The organism is Variovorax sp. dw_954, from assembly GCF_018449755.1.
Lineage (GTDB): Bacteria > Pseudomonadota > Gammaproteobacteria > Burkholderiales > Burkholderiaceae_C > Variovorax.
The window spans coordinates 24,206-45,980 of sequence record NZ_JAAVVD010000025.1 but is presented as its reverse complement, the minus strand read 5'-3'; the positions used below and the strand labels follow the sequence as shown (position 1 = coordinate 45,980).

General features: G+C 66.4%; 20 protein-coding genes and 1 pseudogene. 10 read left to right on the top strand and 11 right to left on the bottom strand.

What is annotated here, in order from left to right; translation table 11 throughout:
• The first annotated feature begins 35 nt into the window (after positions 1-35).
• Positions 36-215 carry a hypothetical protein gene (locus tag HB681_RS29650; protein ID WP_213958462.1) on the top strand — a complete coding sequence of 60 codons (180 nt, stop codon included), beginning with the start codon at positions 36-38 and terminating at the stop codon, positions 213-215.
• A gap of 139 nt (positions 216-354) precedes the next feature.
• Here the strand turns inward: HB681_RS29650 and atpG are convergent, their stop codons facing one another.
• The 7 genes from atpG to HB681_RS29615 form a co-directional block, all read right to left on the bottom strand.
• Positions 355-1,230, bottom strand: coding sequence for a F0F1 ATP synthase subunit gamma (atpG, locus tag HB681_RS29645; RefSeq protein WP_213958461.1), 876 nt, complete (start codon positions 1,228-1,230; stop codon positions 355-357).
• A gap of 30 nt (positions 1,231-1,260) precedes the next feature.
• Entirely contained in the window at positions 1,261-2,814 is a 1,554-nt protein-coding gene (gene atpA, locus HB681_RS29640) for a F0F1 ATP synthase subunit alpha (RefSeq protein WP_213958460.1), read from the bottom strand.
• Between the two features lie 36 nt (positions 2,815-2,850).
• Positions 2,851-3,381: a F0F1 ATP synthase subunit delta gene (locus HB681_RS29635; RefSeq protein ID WP_213958459.1), complete on the bottom strand. Its 531-nt coding sequence runs from the start codon at positions 3,379-3,381 to the stop codon at positions 2,851-2,853.
• A gap of 25 nt (positions 3,382-3,406) precedes the next feature.
• The gene (locus HB681_RS29630) at positions 3,407-3,877 is read right to left on the bottom strand and encodes a F0F1 ATP synthase subunit B (protein WP_213958458.1); all 471 of its coding nucleotides are present in this window, start codon (positions 3,875-3,877) and stop codon (positions 3,407-3,409) included.
• A 73-nt stretch (positions 3,878-3,950) separates the two neighbouring features.
• Positions 3,951-4,217, bottom strand: coding sequence for a F0F1 ATP synthase subunit C (gene atpE / locus HB681_RS29625; RefSeq protein ID WP_093382302.1), 267 nt, complete (start codon positions 4,215-4,217; stop codon positions 3,951-3,953).
• A 57-nt stretch (positions 4,218-4,274) separates the two neighbouring features.
• On the bottom strand, positions 4,275-5,144 hold the full coding sequence (gene atpB, locus HB681_RS29620) for a F0F1 ATP synthase subunit A (RefSeq protein WP_213958457.1): 870 nt from the start codon (positions 5,142-5,144) through the stop codon (positions 4,275-4,277).
• A gap of 4 nt (positions 5,145-5,148) precedes the next feature.
• Entirely contained in the window at positions 5,149-5,628 is a 480-nt protein-coding gene (locus HB681_RS29615; RefSeq protein ID WP_213958456.1) for an ATP synthase subunit I, read from the bottom strand.
• Positions 5,629-5,796: 168 nt separating this feature from the next.
• Here HB681_RS29615 and HB681_RS29610 point away from each other — a divergent pair, with 168 nt between their 5' ends.
• The 7 genes from HB681_RS29610 (at position 5,797) to HB681_RS29580 (ending at position 12,368) form a co-directional block, all read left to right on the top strand.
• Entirely contained in the window at positions 5,797-6,690 is an 894-nt protein-coding gene (locus tag HB681_RS29610; protein WP_213958455.1) for a D-amino acid aminotransferase, read from the top strand.
• Positions 6,687-6,980 (top strand): DUF493 family protein, encoded by a 294-nt coding sequence (locus tag HB681_RS29605; RefSeq protein ID WP_213958454.1) that lies wholly within the window; start codon positions 6,687-6,689, stop codon positions 6,978-6,980. The genes HB681_RS29610 and HB681_RS29605 overlap by 4 nt, the downstream gene beginning before the upstream one ends.
• A 20-nt stretch (positions 6,981-7,000) precedes the next feature.
• Positions 7,001-7,669 carry a lipoyl(octanoyl) transferase LipB gene (gene lipB, locus HB681_RS29600; RefSeq protein WP_213958523.1) on the top strand — a complete coding sequence of 223 codons (669 nt, stop codon included), beginning with the start codon at positions 7,001-7,003 and terminating at the stop codon, positions 7,667-7,669.
• A gap of 3 nt (positions 7,670-7,672) precedes the next feature.
• Positions 7,673-8,653, top strand: a complete 981-nt coding sequence (lipA, locus tag HB681_RS29595; protein ID WP_213958453.1) for a lipoyl synthase — start codon at positions 7,673-7,675, stop codon at positions 8,651-8,653.
• A 234-nt stretch (positions 8,654-8,887) separates the two neighbouring features.
• Entirely contained in the window at positions 8,888-10,444 is a 1,557-nt protein-coding gene (locus HB681_RS29590) for a class I adenylate-forming enzyme family protein (RefSeq protein WP_213958452.1), read from the top strand.
• Entirely contained in the window at positions 10,431-11,558 is a 1,128-nt protein-coding gene (locus HB681_RS29585) for an SLC13 family permease (protein ID WP_213958451.1), read from the top strand. Before HB681_RS29590 ends, HB681_RS29585 begins: the two co-directional genes overlap by 14 nt.
• Positions 11,559-11,609: 51 nt before the next feature.
• Positions 11,610-12,368 (top strand): AraC family transcriptional regulator, encoded by a 759-nt coding sequence (locus tag HB681_RS29580; RefSeq protein ID WP_256735147.1) that lies wholly within the window; start codon positions 11,610-11,612, stop codon positions 12,366-12,368.
• 59 nt (positions 12,369-12,427) lie between these two features.
• On the opposite strand, the gene HB681_RS29575 is transcribed toward HB681_RS29580, so the two are convergent.
• Positions 12,428-15,541 carry an autotransporter outer membrane beta-barrel domain-containing protein gene (locus tag HB681_RS29575; RefSeq protein WP_256735152.1) on the bottom strand — a complete coding sequence of 1,038 codons (3,114 nt, stop codon included), beginning with the start codon at positions 15,539-15,541 and terminating at the stop codon, positions 12,428-12,430.
• Between the two features lie 72 nt (positions 15,542-15,613).
• Positions 15,614-15,685, bottom strand: a pseudogene (locus tag HB681_RS38425) (ESPR domain-containing protein); the annotation flags it as partial.
• Between the two features lie 239 nt (positions 15,686-15,924).
• Here HB681_RS38425 and HB681_RS29570 point away from each other — a divergent pair.
• Together HB681_RS29570 and zwf are read left to right on the top strand one after the other, a co-directional pair.
• Positions 15,925-16,776, top strand: a complete 852-nt coding sequence (locus tag HB681_RS29570; RefSeq protein WP_213958450.1) for an EamA family transporter — start codon at positions 15,925-15,927, stop codon at positions 16,774-16,776.
• 170 nt (positions 16,777-16,946) lie between these two features.
• Positions 16,947-18,410, top strand: a complete 1,464-nt coding sequence (gene zwf / locus HB681_RS29565) for a glucose-6-phosphate dehydrogenase (RefSeq protein WP_213958449.1) — start codon at positions 16,947-16,949, stop codon at positions 18,408-18,410.
• A 158-nt stretch (positions 18,411-18,568) separates the two neighbouring features.
• Here zwf and HB681_RS29560 read toward each other — a convergent pair whose 3' ends face one another.
• A complete protein-coding gene (locus tag HB681_RS29560) occupies positions 18,569-19,330 on the bottom strand; it encodes an alpha/beta hydrolase (protein ID WP_213958448.1) in 762 nt (253 codons plus the stop codon).
• Between the two features lie 43 nt (positions 19,331-19,373).
• Positions 19,374-21,734 (bottom strand): cytochrome P450/oxidoreductase, encoded by a 2,361-nt coding sequence (locus HB681_RS29555; protein WP_213958447.1) that lies wholly within the window; start codon positions 21,732-21,734, stop codon positions 19,374-19,376.
• Positions 21,735-21,775 lie beyond the last annotated feature (41 nt).

The following is a 21,775-nucleotide window of genomic DNA, read 5'->3' as shown; positions in this document are numbered from 1 at the left end:
CTCCGCAGCCTTGGCTGGCTCGCCAGCCGGGGCCGGTGCTGCAGCAGGCGCCGCTTCTGCCGGAGCGGCAGCCGGAGCTGCTGCAGGCGCCGCCGCGGGTGCTTCGGCCGGAGCCGCCGCAGGCGCTGCGGCTGGGGCTTCTGCCGGAGCTGCCGCTGCAGGCGCCGGTGCTGGCGGCGCTGCAGGCGCCTCTTCCTTCTTCGAACAAGCCGTGAGCGCTGCCGCCACGGCGACCAGCGCGATAACCTTTTTCATTTTTCTGTCCCTGTACTGCGAAGCCTGTGATAACGCGACCTCAGCAGAACTTCTGGTGTCGCGGCAGCAATGCGGCCCCTTCCATTGCAAGTTTTCTTGTCAGACCCCAGCCGCCGCAGCCGCACCCGACACGATTTCGGACAGTTCCTTGGTAATGCCCGCCTGGCGTGTCTTGTTGTAGATGAGCTTCAGCTCGTCGATCACGTTGCCGGCGTTGTCGGTTGCCGCCTTCATGGCCACCATGCGAGCCGAGTGCTCGGAGGCCATGTTTTCAGCGACCGCCTGGTACACCAGCGATTCGACATAGCGAACCAGCAATTCATCGATCACGCTCTGCGCATCAGGCTCGTAGATGTAGTCCCACGAGTGCGTGCCGGCTTCGGGTTGCAGCGACTCGGCCGCCAATGGCAGGAGTTGCTCCACCATCGGCTCTTGCTTGATGGTGTTGATGAACTTGGTGTAGCACAGGTACACGGCCGAGAGCTTGCCTTCCGCATAGGCGTCGAGCAGCGTCTTGACCGGGCCAATGAGCTTTTCCAGGTGGGGGGTGTCTCCCAGGTGGGTGACATGCGCCACGACGCGCCCGCCAATGCGGTTCAGGAAGCCAAGGCCCTTGCTGCCGATCGCGACCGATTCAACGGTCTTGCCGGCAGCCTGTGCCTCGCGCAACTTGGCCGTGACCAGGCGCAGCAAGTTGGTGTTCAAGCCACCGCACAAGCCCTTGTCGCTGGTCACCACGATGAACCCGACAGCCTTCGCCTCGTTCGTCCTCATGAACGCGTGCGTGTACTCCGGGTTCGCCTTGCCAAGGTTGGCCGCGATGTTGCGAATCTTCTGGCTGTACGGGCGAGCGGCGCGCATGCGTTCCTGCGCCTTGCGCATCTTGGAAACCGAGACCATTTCCATGGCCTTGGTGATCTTCTTGGTGTTCTCCACCGATTTGATCTTGCCGCGGATTTCCTTACCAGCTGCCATGAGAGCTCCTTGTCAGTTCAGTGCGGTCGATCAGGCGAACGACTTCTTGAACGACGTGATGGCAGTCGTCAGCTCGGCTTCGGCTTCCTTGTCCAGCGCCTTCGTCTTCTCGATCTTGTCGAGCAGCGCGGCGTGGCTGGACTTCAGGAACTGGTGCAGGCCGTGTTCGAACGACAGCACCTTCTTGATGTCGAGGTCGTCCATGAAGCCCTTGTTCACCGCGAACAGCGTCGCGCCCATCAGCGAGATCGGCAGCGGGCTGTATTGCGACTGCTTCAGCAGTTCGGTCACGCGGGCACCGCGGTCGAGCTGCTTGCGGGTGGCTTCGTCCAGGTCGGAAGCGAACTGCGCGAACGCAGCCAGTTCACGGTACTGCGCCAGGTCGGTACGGATACCGCCGGACAGGCCCTTGATGACCTTGGTCTGCGCCGACGAACCCACGCGCGACACCGAGATACCGGCGTTGATGGCGGGGCGGATACCGGCATTGAACAGGTTGGTTTCCAGGAAGATCTGGCCGTCGGTGATCGAGATCACGTTGGTCGGCACGAACGCGGACACGTCGCCGGCTTGCGTCTCGATGATCGGCAGCGCGGTCAGCGAACCGGTCTTGCCCTTGACTTCACCCTTCGTGAAGGCTTCGACGTAGTCGGCGTTCACGCGGGCTGCGCGTTCGAGCAGGCGGCTGTGGAGATAGAACACGTCGCCGGGATAGGCTTCGCGGCCTGGCGGGCGGCGCAGCAGCAGCGACACTTGGCGATAGGCAACGGCTTGCTTCGACAGATCGTCATAGACGATCAGTGCGTCTTCGCCGCGGTCGCGGAAGTACTCGCCCATCGTGCAGCCGGAGTAGGCCGACACGTACTGCATGGCAGCCGACTCGGAAGCCGAAGCGGCCACGACGATGGTGTATTCCATCGCGCCAGCTTGTTCCAGCGCGCGCACCACGTTCTTGATCGACGAAGCCTTCTGGCCGATCGCAACGTAGACGCAGGTCATGTTCTGACCCTTCTGGTTGATGATCGCGTCGATTGCCACCGCCGTCTTGCCAGTCTGGCGGTCGCCGATGATCAGCTCGCGCTGGCCCCGGCCGATCGGCACCATCGAGTCGATCGCCTTCAGGCCGGTCTGCATCGGCTGGTCGACGGACTTGCGGGCGATCACGCCTGGCGCGACCTTCTCGATCACGTCGGTCATCTTGGCGTTGATCGGACCCTTGCCGTCGATGGGCTGGCCCAGTGCGTTCACCACGCGGCCGATCAGTTCGGGGCCGACGGGCACTTCCAGGATGCGGCCGGTGCACTTGACCGTGTCGCCTTCGGAAATGTGCTCGTACTCGCCCAGAATCACGGCGCCGACCGAGTCGCGCTCGAGGTTCAGCGCCAGGCCGAACGAAGGCGTGCCATCCGCGCTCGGCGGGAATTCCAGCATTTCGCCTTGCATCGCATCCGACAGGCCGTGCACGCGCACGATGCCGTCGGTCACCGAGACGACGGTGCCTTCGTTGCGGATGTTGGCGGAAACGCCAAGACCTTCGATACGGCTCTTGATGAGTTCGGAAATTTCTGCGGGATTGAGTTGCATGACTCGTTCCTTCTTTCTTTGTGAGGGGCCGAAGGCTTACGCCGCCAGCGCAACTTTCATTTGTTCAAGACGGGCCCGGACCGAAGTGTCGAGCACCTCGTCACCCACTGCCACGCGCACGCCGCCGATCAACGACGGGTCGAGCTTGACCGAGACCTGCAGCTTCCGATCGAAGCGCTTTTCCAGCGCCGTCGACAACTGCGCCAGCGCATCGCCGTCGATCGGGAATGCGCTGTACACGACGGCATCGGACGAGCCGCTGCGTGCGTTGGCGAGAACGCGGTATTGGCGCGCGATTTCAGGCAGCGCCGCGAAGCGCCCGTTCTCGAGCAGTGCGCCGAGGAAGTTGTTGGCCTGCGCCGACAGCGGTCCACCGGCAACGCTGGCGATCACGCCAAGCACTTGCTCGGGCGTGGCCTTCGGGTTGTCGGCGAATTGCTGCAACTGCGGCTCGGCCGCGATGGCGGCGACTTGCTCCAGCCAGGCGCCCGTACCTTGAAGGTCAGACGCGGCAGCCTTGAACAAGGCCTCGGCGTAGGGGCGTGCAATGGTGGCGATTTCTGCCATGTTGTTCCTCGATGCGCCTTCTGCTTCAGAGTTCGGTCTGCAGGCGGGCCAGCAAGTCGGCGTGAACCGCGGGGTTCACTTCCTTGCGCAGGATCTGCTCGGCGCCCTTGACGGCCAGCGCTGCAACCTGCTCGCGCAGTGCCTCACGGGCCTTGACGGCTTGCTGCTCGGCCTCGGCACGAGCAGCGGCGACGATCTTGTTGCCTTCTTCCGTGGCGCGGCCCTTGGCCTCTTCCACGATCGCTTGCGCGCGGCGCTCCGCATCAGCCAGGCGCTGCGCGGATTCGTTGCGTGCCTGGCTCAAGGCGGATTCGACCTTCCTGTCGGCCGCAGCCAGTTCGGTCTTGGCCTTGTCAGCCGCGGCCAGGCCATCGGCGATCTTGACGGCGCGCTCGTCGAGCGCCTTCGCGATCGGTGGCCACACGAATTTCATCGTGAAGGCGACCAGGATCAGGAACACGATCAACTGGACGATTAAGGTACCGGTAATGCTCACTTTTTCACCTCTCTATGCAATGGAACTCGCAGCCATTCCAGGCGGAATGACAACTGGATCCGAGGAGAAAAACTTACTTGGCCAGGGTGGCGATTTGCGCCAGGAACGGGTTGGCCGTTGCGAACCACAGCGCCACACCGGTACCGATGATGAACGATGCGTCGATCAGGCCGACCAGCAGGAACATCTTGGTTTGCAGTTCACCCATCAGCTCGGGCTGGCGTGCAGCCGATTCGAGGTACTTGCTGCCCATGATGCCGATGCCGACGCAAGCGCCGAATGCGCCGAGACCGATGATGAGGCCGGCGGCCAGGGCAACAAAGCTGATAACTTCCATGATGACTCCTAAGGGGACTTGGTTGACGAGAAAAAGAAAAACGGAAACTGAAAAGACGGATCAGTGGTGATCGTGGGCCTGGCCGATGTAGACCAGCGCCAGCATCATGAACACGAAGGCTTGCAGCGTGATGATCAGGATGTGGAAGATCGACCAGACGGTGCCTGCGATGATGTGACCGATCGCCAGGCCGATGCCGGTGGCCGACATCGTGAACGCTCCACCCATGAGGGCGATCAGCAGGAAGATCAGTTCGCCGGCATACATGTTGCCGAACAGCCGCATGCCGTGCGAGACGGTCTTGGCGACGAACTCGATGATCTGCATCGCGAAATTGAAGGGGTACAGCGCCCAATGGTTGCCGAACGGCGCCGTGAACAGCTCATGGACCCAGCCGCCAATGCCCTTGATCTTGACGTTATAGAACAGGCAGACCAGCAGCACACCGACAGACAGGCCCATGGTCACCGACAGGTCGGCCGTGGCCACGACGCGCAGGTAGGCATGCTCGGGCTCGTGGCCCATGGCAGCATAGACCTTGCTCCAGAGGAACGGCAGCAGATCGACGGGCAGCAAGTCCATCGCATTGAGCATGAAGATCCAGACAAAGATCGTCAGCGCGAGCGGCGCGACCATCTTGCGGCTCTGCTTGTTATGGACGATGCCCTTGGCTTGCTGGTCGACCATTTCGACGAGGAACTCGACGGCAGCCTGGAAGCGCCCCGGGACACCCGAAGTCGCCTTGCGCGCGGCAAGCCACAAAATGAAACACCCGATCGCGCCGAGCGCGATCGAGAAGAACATGGAGTCGTAGTTGAAAACCGAGAAGTCGACAACCGCCTTGGGCTTGACGTTTTGCAGTTGCGTCAGATGGTGAATGATGTATTCACCAGCGGTCTGACCGTGTTCCGCAGCGTTTTCAGCAGCCATTCTGTTACTCGTTCTCTCGTTTCTTGCGTTTGGGGGCGAACATCAACGCCATCCAGTACGCTTGCATTGCCACCGCCAAACCGACCAGCATCGCAGGCCAGCTCAGCGCCGTAATCAGCTTTGGCGCCGCCAGCAACATTGCCAGCGTCAAAGCCATCTTGACCATTTCCCACACAAAGAATCCGACCATCGCAGTGGCCGGATTCAGGGAGGACAGGCGGCCCGTCAATCCGCGCGCGAAGACAGCAGCAGGAATAACCACTGACAGCGCGCCGTAACCGGCCGACCAACCCAGATTTTGCCTCCCGGTCAGGCCCCAGGTAGCCAACGCCACCAGCAAGCCTGCCACCACCTGACCCGAAATCACCCGCCAAGGGGAGACCGACGGACTCTTTTCCCGAAGCCGTTGCGCCTCCTCGGCAGTCAATGGCTTGAATTCTTCTTCTGGGTCTTCGAACCCGACATCGTGGGCTGTTTTTGTCATGTGCGTGCGCCCGGATGTCGAACCAGAATTTCACAAAGCCATTGATTATAGGTAAGAACCCAGCCCTTCCCGCCAGTTTGACCGTCCGATGTCAGTGAAGGGTGTTGCAACAGCGCTGCGAAGCCTGTACACGGACCTGCCGCAGGGAGTGCCGCCCATAATTCCGGGATGGACCCACACGCCTCCCCGCGCGCCTCCTATTTGCCTGACACCCTGTGCTACCTGGACGGTGCATTCACACCCCTGCGCGACGCCAGGATCAGCGTACTGGACCGCGGATTCATCTTCGGGGATGGCGTGTACGACGTGGTGCCGGCCTATCACGGCCGCCTGTTCTGCTTCGACGAACACATCGCCCGGCTGGGTCGCTCGCTTGCCGAGTTGCAGATCGAGAATCCGCACACGGAGAAGGAATGGCGCGCCATCGCGCAGCAACTGATCGAACCCGTGGGCGGCCCTTCGCTGGCCGTGTACTTCCAGGTGACGCGCGGCGTCGCCCCCCGCGACCATGCGATGACGCGCGGGATTCGGCCCACCGTCTTCGCGATGGTCAACACGATGAAGCAGGTGCCCGACAGCGTGCGCGCAAAGGGCGTGGGGTGCGTGACGGCCGAGGACTTCCGGTGGCAGAAGGCGCACATCAAGAGCACCAGCCTGCTGGGCGCGGTGCTTGCGCGGCAGATCAGCATCGAGGCCGGCGCGACGGAGACCATCATGTTTCGCGGCGAGGCGCTGAGCGAAGCGTCGTCCAGCAATGTCTGGGTGGTGAAGGATGGCCGCGTCGCCGGGCCCGTGCCGGACGAGATGGTGCTGAAGGGCATCCGCTATGGCCTGCTGGAGCGCCTGTGTCACGAATGCGGCGCCCCTTTCGAGCTGCGGCGGATCACGCGGGAAGAAGTATTTGGCGCCGACGAGCTCATGCTGTCTTCCGCGAGCAAGGAGGTGCTGCCCGTGACCCTGCTGGACGGCATGCCCATTGGAACCGGCGCCCCCGGCCCCATTTACCACCGCTTGTATGCGGCCTACCAGCAGGCCAAGCAACGCAATGGAGTTTCCCCATGACCACCCCCAGCAACGACAAGATCGAGACGCGACAGGAGTCGCTGATCGAATACCCCTCTCAATTTCCGATCAAGGTGATGGGCGAGAACGCCGACGGCTTCGTGCACGCGGTCACGTCGATCGCCAGGCAGTTCGACCCCGACTTCGACGCCGCGACGATCGAACTGCGCGACAGCAAGACCGGCAAATACCTCGGCGTGACCGTGACCGTGACCGCGACCAGCCGGGAGCAGCTCGACGACCTGTACCGCGCGTTGTCCTCGCATCCGATGGTCAAGGTGGTGCTCTGACGGCCCGGGCTGCGGCCCCCATTGCAGTCGATTGGCTTGGCAGGGTCGACTACGAGCCGACCTGGGCAGCGATGCGGCAATTCACCCAGCAGCGCACACAGGACTCGCAAGACCTGCTGTGGATCTGCGAGCACCCGCCGGTCTACACGCAGGGCATTGCCGGCAAGCCCGACCATGTGTTGACTCCGCGCGACATTCCTGTGGTGCAAACCGATCGCGGCGGCCAGGTCACCTTTCATGGGCCGGGCCAGGTCGTTGCCTATCCGCTCATCGACCTCAAGCGCGCCGGCTACTACGTCAAGGAATACGTCTACCGCCTCGAGGAAGCAGTGATTCGCACGCTGGCGCATTTCTCGGTGACAGGACATCGCGTCGGCGGCGCGCCGGGCATCTACGTGCGACTGGACGATCCGTTCTCGCATGCGGCGCTGACCGGGCCGGCCGCGCCGGGCGACCCGTTTCGCGGCCTCGGCAAGATCGCGGCGCTGGGCATCAAGGTCAGCCGGCACTGCACATACCACGGTGTGTCATTCAACGTCGCGATGGACCTGGAACCCTTCGATCGCATCAACCCTTGCGGTTATGCAGGGCTGAAAACGGTCGATCTTTCTACAATCGGGGTCCAAACCACTTGGGAAGAAGCTGCGCAGGTACTGGGCCAGAAGCTCGTCACCTTCCTGGCCCCCTGAACCATGAGCACCCCTGAAGTCGTTCGCGAGGCCCAGAGCCAGGAAACCTACAACCCGCTCGCCAAGCAGAAGGCCGCCGCCAAGCTGTCGCGCATTCCCGTCAAGGTGGTGCAGGGCGAGGTGCTCAAGAAGCCCGAATGGATCCGCGTCAAGGCCGGCAGCGCGACCACGCGCTTCTATGAGATCAAGCAGATCCTGCGCGAGAGCAACCTGCACACGGTCTGCGAAGAGGCATCGTGCCCCAACATCGGTGAATGCTTCGGCAACGGCACCGCAACGTTCATGATCATGGGCGACAAGTGCACCCGGCGCTGCCCGTTCTGCGACGTTGGACATGGCCGGCCGGACCCCCTGGATGCGGATGAGCCGCTGAACCTGGCCAAGACGATTGCCAGGCTGAAGCTGAAGTACGTGGTGATCACCAGCGTGGACCGCGACGACCTGCGCGATGGCGGCAGCCAGCATTTCGTCGACTGCATCCGCAACATCCGCGAACTCTCGCCGATGACGCAGATCGAGATCCTGGTGCCCGACTTCCGGGGCCGCGATGATCGCGCCCTGGAAATCCTGAAGGCCGCGCCGCCGGACGTGATGAACCACAACCTGGAAACTGCGCCGCGCCTGTACAAGGAAGCCCGCCCCGGCAGCGATTACCAGTTCAGCCTGAACCTGCTGAAGAAGTTCAAGGCGCTGCATCCGGATGTGCCGACCAAGAGCGGCATCATGGTCGGCCTGGGCGAAACCGATGAAGAAATCCTGCAGGTGATGCGCGACATGCGCGCCCATGACATCGAGATGCTGACCATTGGCCAGTACTTGTCACCGAGCAACAGCCACCTGCCGGTGCGCCGCTACGTGCATCCCGACACCTTCAAGATGTTCGAGGAAGAGGCCTACAAGATGGGCTTCAGCCATGCGGCGGTCGGTGCGATGGTGCGGTCGAGCTACCACGCCGACCAGCAGGCACACGCGGCAGGCGTGTGACCTTGCGAAAGCAGGCCCGCTACAGCGGCCTGTGCGCGGCGAATCAGGCGGGGTTGGATTGACGGACCGGACGGCGGCGGGTCGGCGGGCCGGAGCGCTTGTCGTCTGCGCGAACGTCGGGTTTGCTGGAACGGGTCATCATGCGTCCTGGTTATTGGAGTCGCGGCCTCATGGCTCGCGGCATCATTCAACGCAGCGTGTCGACCGTTCGTTGACGCCTCAATCACTTCACCCATGACCTCCACGGACACCTTGCAAAACGCCATTGACCAAGACTTCGGGCTCATTGCCGACCTCATCCGCATTCACGCGATCGAACGGCCTGAAAGCCTTGCATTGCGAGATAGCGAGTGCACGCTAACTTATGATTCGCTGAATGAATTGATGGACCGGGTCGCATCGGCGCTGCAGCGCGAAGGCCTCGGAACGGGCGACGCCATTGCGATTTGCGCGGCATCTTCTGTCAACTACGCGACAGTGTTTCTGGGTGCGCTGCGCGCTGGGGTGGCAGTTGCGCCGCTGGCGCCGGGATCGACGCCCGAGAGCCTGGCGCGCATGCAGCGGGACGCCCAGGCCCGGCTGCTTTTTGCCGATGTGACCACGGCCGACGTGATCGGGTCGCCGGAAGGCAGCGGCATTCCCCGCATCGCGCTCGATGGTTCCGGCATCGGCCGCGCCTTCGACGACTGGCTGGCGCCGGTGGGCTCGACGCCCGACGCGGTCGCGCTGGCGCCTTCTTCGCCCTTCAACATCATCTATTCGTCCGGCACGACGGGGGAACCGAAGGGCATCGTCCAGGGGCACGGCATGCGCTGGTCGCATGTGAAGCGCGGCGCGCGCTATGAATACGGGCCGGCGACCGTCACCCTGCTCTCCACGCCGCTCTACTCCAACACCACGCTGGTCGTGTTCTTCCCGACCATCGCGTTTGGCGGGCAAGTGATCCTGATGCCGAAGTTCGACGTAACGGGCTACCTTCGGCTGGCGGAAGCCAACCGGGTGACCCACACGATGCTCGTGCCGGTGCAATACCAGCGCCTCATGGCAAGCCCGGCGTTCGACACGCACGATCTTTCGTCGTTTCAATACAAGTTCAGCACCAGCGCGCCCTTTGGCGCCTCGCTCAAGGCGGACGTGCTGAAACGCTGGCCGGGCGGCCTGGTCGAGTTCTACGGCATGACCGAAGGCGGCGGCACCTGCATCCTGGAGGCGCACCTGCATCCCGACAAGCTGCACACGGTCGGTCGCCCGGCCGAGGGCAGCGACATACGGCTGATCGACGATGCCGGCCTGGAAGTCGCGCACGGTGGCGATGGCGAGGTGGTGGGCAGTTCCGCCGGGATGATGGTCGGCTACCACCGCCAGCCGGAGAAGACGCGCGAAGCCGAGTGGTTCGCGCCCGATGGCAAGCGATTCATCCGCACCGGCGACGTGGGCCGCTTCGACGCGGACGGCTTCCTGACGCTGTTCGACCGCAAGAAGGACATGATCATCAGCGGCGGCTTCAACATCTATCCGAGCGATCTGGAGGCGGTGCTGCGCGGCCATCCTGCCGTGGCCGATGTGACCGTGGTGGGCGTGCCCTCCGAACTCTGGGGCGAAACGCCGGTCGGCTACGTGGTGCGCCGGGAGGGCGACGCGACCGATCCGGCCGAGTTGCTGGCATGGACCAATGCCCAGGTCGGCAAGACACAACGGCTCGCAAGCGTGCAACTGATCGACGAACTGCCGCGCAGCGCCATCGGCAAGGTGCTCAAGCGCGAACTGCGCGAGCGGCATGGGCGTAGCTGAGGCCACGCAGCCGCCGCAGACCGGCAAGGAGGGCGGCGGCAACGGCTTGTTGTGGGTGCTCTTGGCGGTGGCCGTGATGCTGGCTTTCGTCCGGCCGCGCGCCCCGATGGACCTGCTCAAGCTGGTCGACTGGCCGACCATCGGCGCATTGGCCGGCCTTCTGGCCATCACGCAAGGCGTGGAGCGCAGCGGCATGCTGCAATCGACGGCCGAACACCTGCTGGAGCGCACCACCAATCTGCGCAGCCTGGCGCTGTTGCTGGTGGCGACTTCGGCACTGCTGTCGGCGCTGGTGACGAACGACGTGAGCCTGTTCCTGCTGGTGCCGCTCACGCGGGTGCTGGCGACGCAGGCGCACTTGCCGCTGGCCCGGCTGGTGGTGCTGGAGGCGCTGGCGGTGAATGCGGGCTCGGCGCTGACGCCCATCGGAAATCCCCAGAACCTCTACCTGTGGCATCGCTCCGGCGAGAGTTTCATCGGCTTCATGGGCATGATGGCCCCGACGGTCGGGATCATGCTGTTCTGGCTTTTTGCGGCGGTGTGGCTGCTGATGCCGCCCACGCCGATCGAGCTGAAGCACGCGGACGAGACCAGGCCGATGCAGCCGCGGCTGCTGTGGCTGTCCGCCGCGCTGTTTGTCGCGTTCGTGGTGGCGCTGGATCGCCATTGGCTGCTGGCCGGCCTGGGCCTGGTCTTCGGCGTCTACCTGTTGACCTACCGCGGCGTGCTACGCGGCATCGACTGGTCGTTGCTGGCGATCATCGGGCTGATGTTCGTCGACTTGCGGCAGCTGGCCGAGCTGCCCGCCATCGCATCGCTGCTCGGACGCTGGCCGATCGAGGAAGGCTGGCGCGCCTACCTGGCCGCAGTGCTGACCTCGCAGGTGATCAGCAACGTGCCGGCGGCAATCGTGCTCGACGGCCCGGTGCGCGACCTGCCGGCGCTGGCGGCCGGCGTCAGCGTGGGCGGCTTCGGCTGCGTGCTGGGGTCGCTGGCCAACCTGATCGCGCTTCGCCTGGCGAAGCTGCCTCATGGCCTGCGCGACTTCCATCGGATCAGCATTCCGTTCCTGCTGGTGTGCGCCGCTTCCGCGCTGCTGCTGCGGCTGGGCTGAACCGAAGCACGTTGCCGGCAGCGTTGCGCTCGTTCGACAATGGGGCCGATCATGCAACTGCAAGTCCCCGCCGATCCCGTCGCGCCTGCCATGCATGGCCTGTCATTGCGCCGCTACGGCGCCTCGCGCGGCAGCCATGCGCATGACCATTTCCAGGTGCTCGTGGGCCTGAGCGGCCAGCTCGACCTGGAAGTGGAAGGCCGCGGGCGACACATCGCGCCCGGGGAAGGCTGGGTCATCGCGCCGGGCGACCAGCATGATTTCGAATCGAGCCAGGGCGCGCAGTGCCTGGTGCTCGACACCTCCGACCTGCCCTGGTCCCGCGCCGTCGGACGCACGCCGATGGCACAGAGAACCTTGTCGCTGGCCCGCTACCTGGCGCTGTGCCTGGGGCAGCCCGATTCGCCGATGCTCGCACTGCACCATGGTCCGGCCTTGCTGCTGGAGGCCTGGGGGCCGTTGCCGGCCAGCGCCAGCCGTCGCCGTGCCATCGACTGGGCCGCGCTGAGCCTTTGGGCGCAGGCGCGCTGGCAGCGTCCGCTGACGGTGGCCGACATGGCGGCCGTCGTGTGCCTGAGCCCGAGCCAGTTCGCGCAACGCTGCCGCGACGAATGGGGCATGGGCGCCATGCAGTGGCTGCGCCAGCAGCGACTGGTGCACGCGCGCCAACTGCGCGGCCACGGCATGAGCGTGGCCGAGGTGGCGCGCCGCACCGGCTACCGTTCGCCCTCGGCGCTCACGGCGGCGATGCGGCGCGAGGAGGCCCCCGCGCCACTGTCGCGGCTGTCGTCGCTTACCAGCGAACCTTGACGCCGAGACTGCCGTTGAGGCTGCTGCGCACGCGCGTGCCACCGCCCAGCGCCCACAGCTTACCCACTTCGCCGTAGAGGCTCACCGCCTGCGTCGGCCAACGTTGCGCCGACCGCGACTTCGCCGCTGGAGCCACCGGTGTTCGTGAGGAGGGCGGTGTTGCCGGCCAACGTGCCGAAGTTCGTGACATCGGTGCCGTTGGTGCTCGCGTACAGGTTGACGCGGCCATAGGGCTGCAGGACGCCCACGCCCGTGCTGAGGTCGCCCTTCACGCGCACGCCTGCGCGGGCCAGCCATCCATCGGTGGTCCACTGCCGCACCAGCGTTGCGCCGGGGATCCAGGCGCTGTCCAGGCTCAGGCTCTGGTGCGCGATCTGGACCTGGGGCTCGATCGTCCAGTTCGGCGCCAGCCGGATCGACTGGCCCAGTTCCAGCGACATGACCAGGCTGTCGCCCTTGCCCGAGATGGGCAAGGACGTGCCGGTCGAAGCGGTGTAGCGATGGCGGCCCGCCTGCACGACCGTGTCCGCGTAGAAGCCCGACGGGCCCCGGTAGGTGGCATAGGCGCCGAGGTACTGGTTGCGCTGGTCGTTGGACCCGACCGCGCGGTTCAGGACGCCACCGGAGAAACCGTTGACCTGCATGTCGCCATCGAGCTGGCCGACGTAGAGGCCGGCGCGCCATCCACCATTGGCGAGGAGATCCGTCCCTGCCTGGAAGCCGGTGACGCGGCCGCTGCTGCGAGGGCTGACCGTCCCTTGCTGGCTGATCGTGTTCTCGACGCTGATCACGCGCGCCCAGCCCTGGCGACTGCCGTCGGTCATGCCGGCATCGTCTCCCACGCGCTGGTGCACGTTGCCGAGCATCGCGTAGTTGCGCTGGCGGAACTGCTCGGGCAAGGCGGCCAGCAGCGGCACTTCGGCGCGGTAGGCCGGGACAGTCACGGAGGCCGGCGCCGGGGCCTGTTGCTTGACCACATCCTCGGGTGCCGGTGCCGGTGCCGGTGCCGGTGCCGGTGCCGGTGCGGGCGCGGGTGCTGGCGCCGGTGCGGGTGCAGGCGGTGGTGCGGGCGGTGGCGGCGGTGGCACCTCCACATCGGAGCGCAGGTAGCCGCCACTGGCCATCGTGTTCAAGCGGTACTCGAATGCGCCCGCGTCGACATGGCCGCCCGCCAGCGCGAATGCGTTGGCGCCGATGCTGCCGCCATTCGCCGTGCCGATGACTTCGATGCCGTTGCCGGTGGTGCGCGCGCCCAGGCCGCCGAGGTTGGTGACTTGCACCGAGGTCGTGCCGGTCGCCACGGCGGTGGCGCCGCTGAGCAGCAGGCGGTCCGAGGGACTGCCGCTGTCGCCGAGCGCGGTGCCCAGGCGCAGCACGCCGTTGTTGCCCACATAGGGGCCGGTCACGGTCAGCGTGGTGCCGGGCACCGCGCCGAGCAGGCTCACGGTACCGGCATTCGCAAGCGATGCCACCGTCTGGTTGAAGCCGGCGAGATCCAGCGTGGCGCCCGCCCCCACTGTGTGGGCGCTGGCCGCGCTCAGCGCGTTGGCCGCAGCCGCTCGCACGGTGCCCGCGTTGACGTTGGTTGCGCCGCCGTAGTTGTTCGCGCCCGCCAGCACCAGCGTGCCGGCGCCCTCCTTGGCAAGGCCGCCCGCACCGGTCATGCCGGTGCCCAGGCTCAAGGTGGTCCCGGCATTGGTGCGCAGTGTCCCGCCGCCAGCGCCGAGCTTGAGTTGGCGCGCGGTGGCAATGTCGGCCGTGGTCTGCAACGCACCCCCGTCGAGGGTGAGCGCGCCGCTCAGGGCGCCGAGGCTCGCATCGTCGGCGATGGACAGGGCGCCCGCCTTCACGGTCCACGGCGTGACGCCGGGCTGGATACCGTTCAATGTCCAGGTGCTGGCGCCCGTCTTGCGGAAGTCGGTGAAGCCCTGGTACTGGGGGCCGATGGCGGACACGCCGAATGCGGCGTCGGTGTTGCCGCCGAGCGCGAACGCATTGGCGGCGCCGGCGGCCACGACATTGCCGGTGAAGCCGTAGCCCGACTGCAGTTCGAGCGTGTTGTTGTTGCCGGCGATGGTGACGGCATTGCCGCGCGTGACGCCGTCGCCGCCCAATCCGCCCGAAATGCTGCCGGCGTTGATGACGCTGTTGCCGTCGCCGACGACATGGACGCCGACTCCGGCAGCCCCCGCAGCGCCGCGCGGACCGATGCTGGCGCCGGCGACGCCGCCATTGCCCCCGGCCAGGTTGCCGGCGTTGACGACCTGCGCACCGGTGGCAGCGACGTTCACGGCATCACCGCCGCTGCCGCCGCTGCCCGAGGGGCCGCCTTCGATCGTGGGATTGCCGACGCCGCCACTGCCGCCGTTACCACCGCTGATCGCCGCACCCGCCTTGTTGTCGAGTCGTCCGCTCATCAAGGCAATGCCGTTGCCACCGCCCCCGCCGCCGCCGCTGGATCTGTTGTCGCGAACCAGGCCGTCGCCACCGTTGCCGCCGTTACCGCCCTTGAGCGTTCCGGTGTTGGTGGCCACGCTGGCCGGATCCGCTGGCGCGAAGTAGATGGCCGTGCCGCCGCCACCCCCGCCGCCGCTTTGCGAGGCAGCCGTGCCACCGTCGCCCCCTCGGCCGCCCGAGATGCTGCCGCTGTTGCCGATGGCGGTGACGGATGGGTCGATCACGACGCCATATCCGCCGCCACCGCCGCCGCCGGCTGCCCAGAAGCCGTTGCCGCCCTTGCCACCGCTGCCGCCGACCACGGTGCTGGAGTTGGATGTCACCACTCCCGTGGCGCCGGCATTGCCGCCGCCACCGCCGCCGCCGAAGCCATTGCCGGTGGTTGGATCGTCCTGGCCGGGTGCACCGTTCGGCGCCGCCGCGGTGCCGGCTGCACCTCCGGCGCCGTCGCCGCCCAGGAACGTGGGATCCGAACCGAGTGTGCCGATCGAGGCGTTGGTACCGGCGGTCGGGCCGGCGGGTGTGGCGTTGCCGCCATTGCCGGCATACGAGCCGACTTCCGTGTCATTGACCGCACCGGCGCCACCCGTGCTGTCCCGGCCGCCTGCACCGGACCAGAGGACGGGATTGGCCGGATGGCCGCTCGCACCGCCATCGCCAGCCGCGGCCGAGCCCACGGCCAGCAACATCGTGGCCGCGATGGCGATCGCCCGCATGCGAGCGCCGTGAACCGCGGTGGCGCTTGCAGCACTTGCGCCAATGTCGCTGGCGGAACCGCTGACCCGGCCACGCGCGCTCTCCGAAACGGCCTGCCAGCATCCAAGCGCTTTGTTGAAAACGACGCGATATACGCAGTTCATCAGAAGTCCCCCTGTTTCCTTGTTGAGATCGGCACTCCGGTCGTGAGACATTTCCACGTCTCGTGACGGGTATTTCGCACAACTTAAGTACTCAAGTTTCTATTTGACACGGGTTGTGACTTTTGAGTTACGCAAAATTCCCGGTTTTGGTGCTCTGCGAAGGCGCAGAAGCGCACGGTCCGTCGTTCCGCGACGAGAAACCGGCATTAGTCGACGACCGCGCCGGCTAGCCTCGGTGCATGCCAAAGTCGTATCTCCATGCCTTGGGGGCCATTGCGCTCTGGGCCACCCTTGCCTCGCTCGGAACCGCGCTGTCGCATGTGCCGCCCTTTCTCCTGACCGGCCTGTCCCTGGCGATAGGCGGCCTGCTCAGCCTGCCGAGCGTGCTGCGCGACCGGGCCGTCTGGCGCATACCGCCTCGCACCCTGGCGCTGGGCGTGTACGGCCTGTTCGGCTTCCACTTCCTGCTGTTCCTGGCGTTGCGGCACGCGCCGCCGGTGGAGGCCAACCTGGTCAACTACCTGTGGCCGCTGCTGATGGTGGTGCTGGCGCCGGTGCTGCTCGCGGGCGTCTCGTTGCGGCCTGCGCACCTGGTGGCGGCGTTGCTGGGCTTCACCGGCGCGGCCATCGCGATCCTCGGCGCGCGCGACGGCACGGCCGGCGCGACCACCGAGACCTGGGGCTTCGCGCTGGCCGCCGGTTCGGCGTTCATCTGGTCCAGCTATTCGCTGTGGACACGGCGGGTGCCGGCGTTCTCGACCGCGGCCATCGGGCTGTTCGGGTTGGTCTCGGGGATGCTCTCGCTGGCGTGCCATGCGGTGCTGGAGCCGTCGGCGAGCCTGTCGACGCGCGACTGGCTGCTGCTGGCCGTGTGCGGGCTCGGACCGCTCGGCGCTGCCTTCTACCTCTGGGACATGGCCCTGAAAGGCGGCGACGTGCGCCAGATCGGCATCCTGAGCTACCTCACGCCGCTGGCGTCGACGGCCTTGCTACTGGTGGTGACGGGCCGGCCGCTCAGTTGGGCGATTGCGCTTGCCGCGGCGCTGATCATTTCCGCGGCCGTGCTGGGCACGCGCACGAAATCCGCCTAGGGCCCGTGGAACAGGCCCGAACCCCGCGCCGGCGCATCGGCGCGTGCATGCGCCCACGCCAAATTTGCGGAGCACGAATCGATTTCGCCGGTCATCATCTGCAGGTGCGCCGCGGCGCTGGCATCGAAATCGCTTGCCCGCCGCATACGACAACTCCAGGGTGACAAAAGATGGCGAAGATTCCTCCCGGCGTCGGTCCCCGGTTCCCGCAGGTGGTGGTGCTGGTCGGCGCGACCGGCGACCTGGCGCGGCGCAAGCTGCTGCCGGGCTTGTTCCACCTGTGCAGCACCGGCTTCATCCCCGGGTGCCGGATCATCGGCGTCTCGCTCGACGAAATCGATGTCGAAGGCTTTCGCAAGTCCGCCCGATCGGCACTCGACGAATTCGGGAGCCGCAAGGTCACGCAGGCCGCGTGGGACACCTTTGCCGCGACGCTCGACTATGTGCCGCTGTCGGCCGGCGCCCCGGCGCTGCGCGACGCCGTCGAGCGCGCCGAACAGTCCTTCGGCGCCGAATGCCGGCGCCTGCATTACCTGAGCGTGCCGCCCAACGCGGCGCTGACCGTGGTGCGCATGCTGGGCGAGGCGGGGCTGGTGGAACGCTCGCGCATCGTCATGGAAAAGCCCTTCGGCACCGACCTGGCCAGCGCGGTCAAGCTCAACGGCAAGCTGCACGAGGTGTTCCAGGAGGAGCAGATCTTCCGCATCGACCACTTCCTCGGCAAGGAGCCGGCGCAGAACATCCTGGCCTTCCGCTTTGCCAACGGCCTGTTCGAGCCGATCTGGAACCGCAACTTCATCGACCACGTGCAGATCGACGTGCCCGAGACGCTGGGCCTGGGCAAGCGCGCCGGCTTCTACGAGCAGACGGGCGCCTACCGTGACATGGTCGTCACCCACCTGTTCCAGATCCTCGCGTTCATGGCGATGGAGCCGCCGACCGCGCTCGACCCGGCGCCGATCAGTGAGGAAAAGAACAAGGTCTTCCGCAGCATGGAGCCGATCGTGCCGGGCGACGTGGTGCGCGGCCAGTACATGGGCTACCGCGGCGAGGAAGGCGTGGACCCGGACTCCGACACCGAGACCTTCATCGCGCTGAAATGCCACATCGACAACTGGCGCTGGGCCGGCGTGCCCTTCTACCTGCGCACCGGCAAGCGCCTGGCCGAGGGGCAGCGCATCATCTCGATCGCCTTTCGCGAGCCGCCCAAGAGCATGTTCCCGCCGGGCTCGGGCGTCGGCGCGCAGGGGCCGGACCACCTGACCTTCGACCTGGCGGATGCCTCGAAGATGTCGCTGTCGTTCTACGGCAAGCGACCCGGGCCCGGCATGCGACTGGACAAGCTGAGCCTGCAGTTCGCGATGCGCGACACCGGGCTGGCGGGGGAAGTGCTCGAAGCCTACGAGCGGCTGATCCTCGATGCGATGCGCGGCGACCGCACCTTGTTCACCACGGCGGAAGGCATCGAGCGGCTGTGGGAGGTGTCGACGCACTTGCTCGAATCGCCGCCGCCGGTGCGGCTCTACGAGCAGGGCTCATGGGGGCCGAAGGCGGTGCACCAGTTGATCGCGCCGCACGCGTGGCGACTGCCCTTCGAGCGGGCTTGGCGCGATCCGAACAAGGCCGGCAGCTGATTCTTATCAGCTTTCCACGGCGTGCGCGCCACCCACGACGCATGAAACCGGCGAGCAAAGCGAAGCCCGTTCGTGGCCCCCCCGTGGAACCGGCTTTGCCGGGCCGCTGGGTCCGCTCCCTCGAGGGGGAAGCGCCTCCGGCGCTTCGGAGGTGGGTGTCAAGCCCCGCGCAAGAAGGCTTCGAAGCGACTGACCAGCGCGATGGGTGTTTCCTCCATCGGATAGTGGCCGGCATTGCCGATCACCTCGAGCCGCGCCTGCGGATAGTGCAGCATCCACGTCGCCTTGCTGGTCTCGGCGCCGAGGGCCGGGTCATGCTCGCCGGGCAGCACCAGCACCGGCAGGTTCTTGCCCTGGATACGTGGCGCGATATCGGTCTTGGCCCAGGCCTGCAGGTAGCCGGCCACGGCCTCTTCGTCCGAGTTCGCCACCGAGGCGGCCACCATCGCGTCCAGCCAGGTGCCGGTCAGGCGGTTGCCGGTCGTCAGGTCGATGATGGCGCGGCGCGTGCCGGGGTCGCCCGCGGCGGCGGAGAAGAAGGCCCAGCCGTTGTCGTCGAAAGGCACGCCGGATGCGGGCACCGGCGTGATGCCGACCAGCGCGCTCACCCGCTCCGGCGCATCGGCCAGCACCTGCTGGATCGCCATGCCGCCCATCGAATGGCCAATCAGCGCGAAGCGGTCCCAGCCGAGTTGGTCGGCCAGCGCCAGCGTGTCCTCGGCGATCGCTGCCATGGTGTAGGGGCCGCCGCTGCCCTTGCGCGCGCCGTAGCCGCGGTAGTCCATGAGGGCATAGCTGAAGTCCTTGCCGTCGAGGTGGTGGACCATCGGTCCCCAGTTGCGGGCGGTGCCGAACCAGCCATGCAGGCAGATGACCTTGCGCGGGCCGGTTCCGATCACGAGGGGGTCTTGCTTGCTCATTTCTTTCTGTCTCCTTGTTGTGGTTGCACGGAATCGATCGGTCCTAAAGTTCCAGCACCAGCCGCCCGTCGCAGGCGCGCGAACAGCAGGCCATCATCCGCGTGCCGGCCTCGCGTTCGGCGCGCGTGAGCACGACGTCGCGATGATCGATCCTGCCGGCCAGCACGCGCACCTCGCAGGAGCCGCACAGGCCCTCCTCGCAATCGCTCTGCACGTCGATGTTGGCGGCGCGCAAGGCGCTCAGCACCGTCTGGTCGGCCGGGACGTGGACCGTGATGCCGGAGTCTTTCAGTTCGACGTCGAAGGCGTGTTCGCGCGACGGGTCGAGCGTACGCAGCGTCGATTCGAAGTGCTCCACATGCAGCGCATCTTCCGGCCAGTGGGCGCAATGCGCCTCCAGCGCCTGCAGCATGCGCATCGGGCCGCAGGCGTAGACCTGCGTGTCCGCATCCGGCGTGGCGAGCAGCGCGGACAGATCGTTGCGCTGCCCTTCGCTCCCGGCATGGACATGCAGGCGCTCGCCGTGCAACGCGGCCAGTTCGTCGAGGAAGGCCATGGTGTCGCGCGAACGGCCGCTGTAGTGCAGCTGGTAGTCGATGCCAAGTTCCTTCGCGCGCCGGGCCATCGCGCTGACCGGCGTGATGCCGATGCCGCCGGCGATGAAGATTGCGCGGCGTGTGGATTCGTCGAGGTGGAAGTGGTTGCGCGGGCCGCGGATCTTGAGCCTGTCGCCGGCCTTCACATGCCCATGCACCCACTCCGAGCCGCCGCGACCGGCAGGCTCGCGCAGCACCGCGATTTCCAGCGCATGCGCATCGGCCGGATCGCCGCACAGCGAGTACTGGCGCGACAGGTCCGGATGGCCGCATTCGATGTCGATGTGCGAGCCCGGCGTCCAGCGCGGCATGGCGCGACCGTCGGGTGCGACGAGGCGCAGCCTGACGATGCCCTCGGCCACCGGCGTCACGCTTTCCACGACCACCGGCCGCGTGATCGCGCCCTTCGACGGCTCGCCGATGCGCACCGGCGCCGGCGCGTCGAGACGGCGAAGCGCTGGCTGCGTGCGTTCCGGGTTCCGCGAAGGATCCCATTCGACCCATAGGTGCTCCGGCCCGCGAAACGACGTGTTGGGCACGTAGCTGAACTTCTGCGGTGCGAGGCGCATGTGCGGCAGGCGGCGCGCGAACTCCTCCAGGAAGACCTGCATCTCCATGCGCGCCAGGTTCTTGCCCATGCACTGGTGCGAGCCGTAGCCGAAAGTCAGGTGGTCGCTCGCGTTGTCGCGGCGGATGTCGAACAGGTCGGCGTCGGCGAAATGGCCTTCGTCATGGTTGGCCGACGAGGTGACGATCAGCAGCTTCGACCCCGCCGGCAGGTCGACGCCACCGACCTGCGCGTCGGCCGTGACGATGCGCCGCCAGGCGGCCACCGAGCCGTTGTGGCGCAGGCATTCCTCCACCGCGTTCGGAATGAGGCTGGGGTCTTCGCAGACCTCGCGCCACACGTCCGGGTGCTGCAGCAGCAGCTTCATCGCGTTGGCCGTCGCATTGGCCGTCGTCTCGTGCGCGGCGACGATGCCGGCCATCATCATCGAGTGCAGGTAGGAGTCGGTGACCACCTCGGGCTGTTCGCGCTGCTTGCGCAAGCCGTACTGCATCCAGCCGCCGCCCTCGGGGTTCTCGCGCATCTTGTCGAGCACCTTGCCGGCGTACTGCCAGAAGTTGCCGACGGCGTGCGCCACCGCGACCTGCTCCTCCGGCTTCGGGCGGCCCCAGGTGTTGACGGTGTGCGCGATCGAATACTTGCGCAGCGTGTCCATGTCTTCCTCGGGCACGCCGAGGAAGTGCAGCGCCACGGTGAGCGGGATCTCCCACAGCATCTGGTCGACCAGGTCGGCCCGGCCGTCATCGATGAAGCGGTCGACGTATTCGCGCGCCAGTTCGCGCACCATGGGCTCGTGGTGCCGGAGTTCCTCGGGGATGAAGGAATGCATCAGCGCGCGGCGGCGCGGCATGTGCGCGGGCTCGTCCTCGTTGACCAAAGTGCGGTTCAGCGCGAAGCCGTAGGAGGCCAGCACGGCGTTGGCCTCCTCGCCGGTCGGCGTGATCTTCTCCAGCGCGATGGCCGGGCTGAAGGTGATGTTGTCGCGGAAGATGGCCTTGATGTCGTCGTAGCGCGTGACCACCCAGTAATTGAGCTTGGGGCTCCAGAAGATCGGCTCCTGCTCGCGCGCCCATCGCACGCACTCGGGCGGGTCTTGCTGGTAGCCGTCCCCGAAGGGGTCGAAGTCGGCCGCGCGCTGGCTGACCGGGCAGCCGGTGGGCGTGCGCTCGGTGGACAACGGACCGTGGGCCACGGGGCAGCCGCTGGCGCGGGGCGGGGAGCCGACTTCGGCTGGCTTCATCGGTGCCTCCTTGAAGGTGTTGAGATGTCCTGGAGATCGGT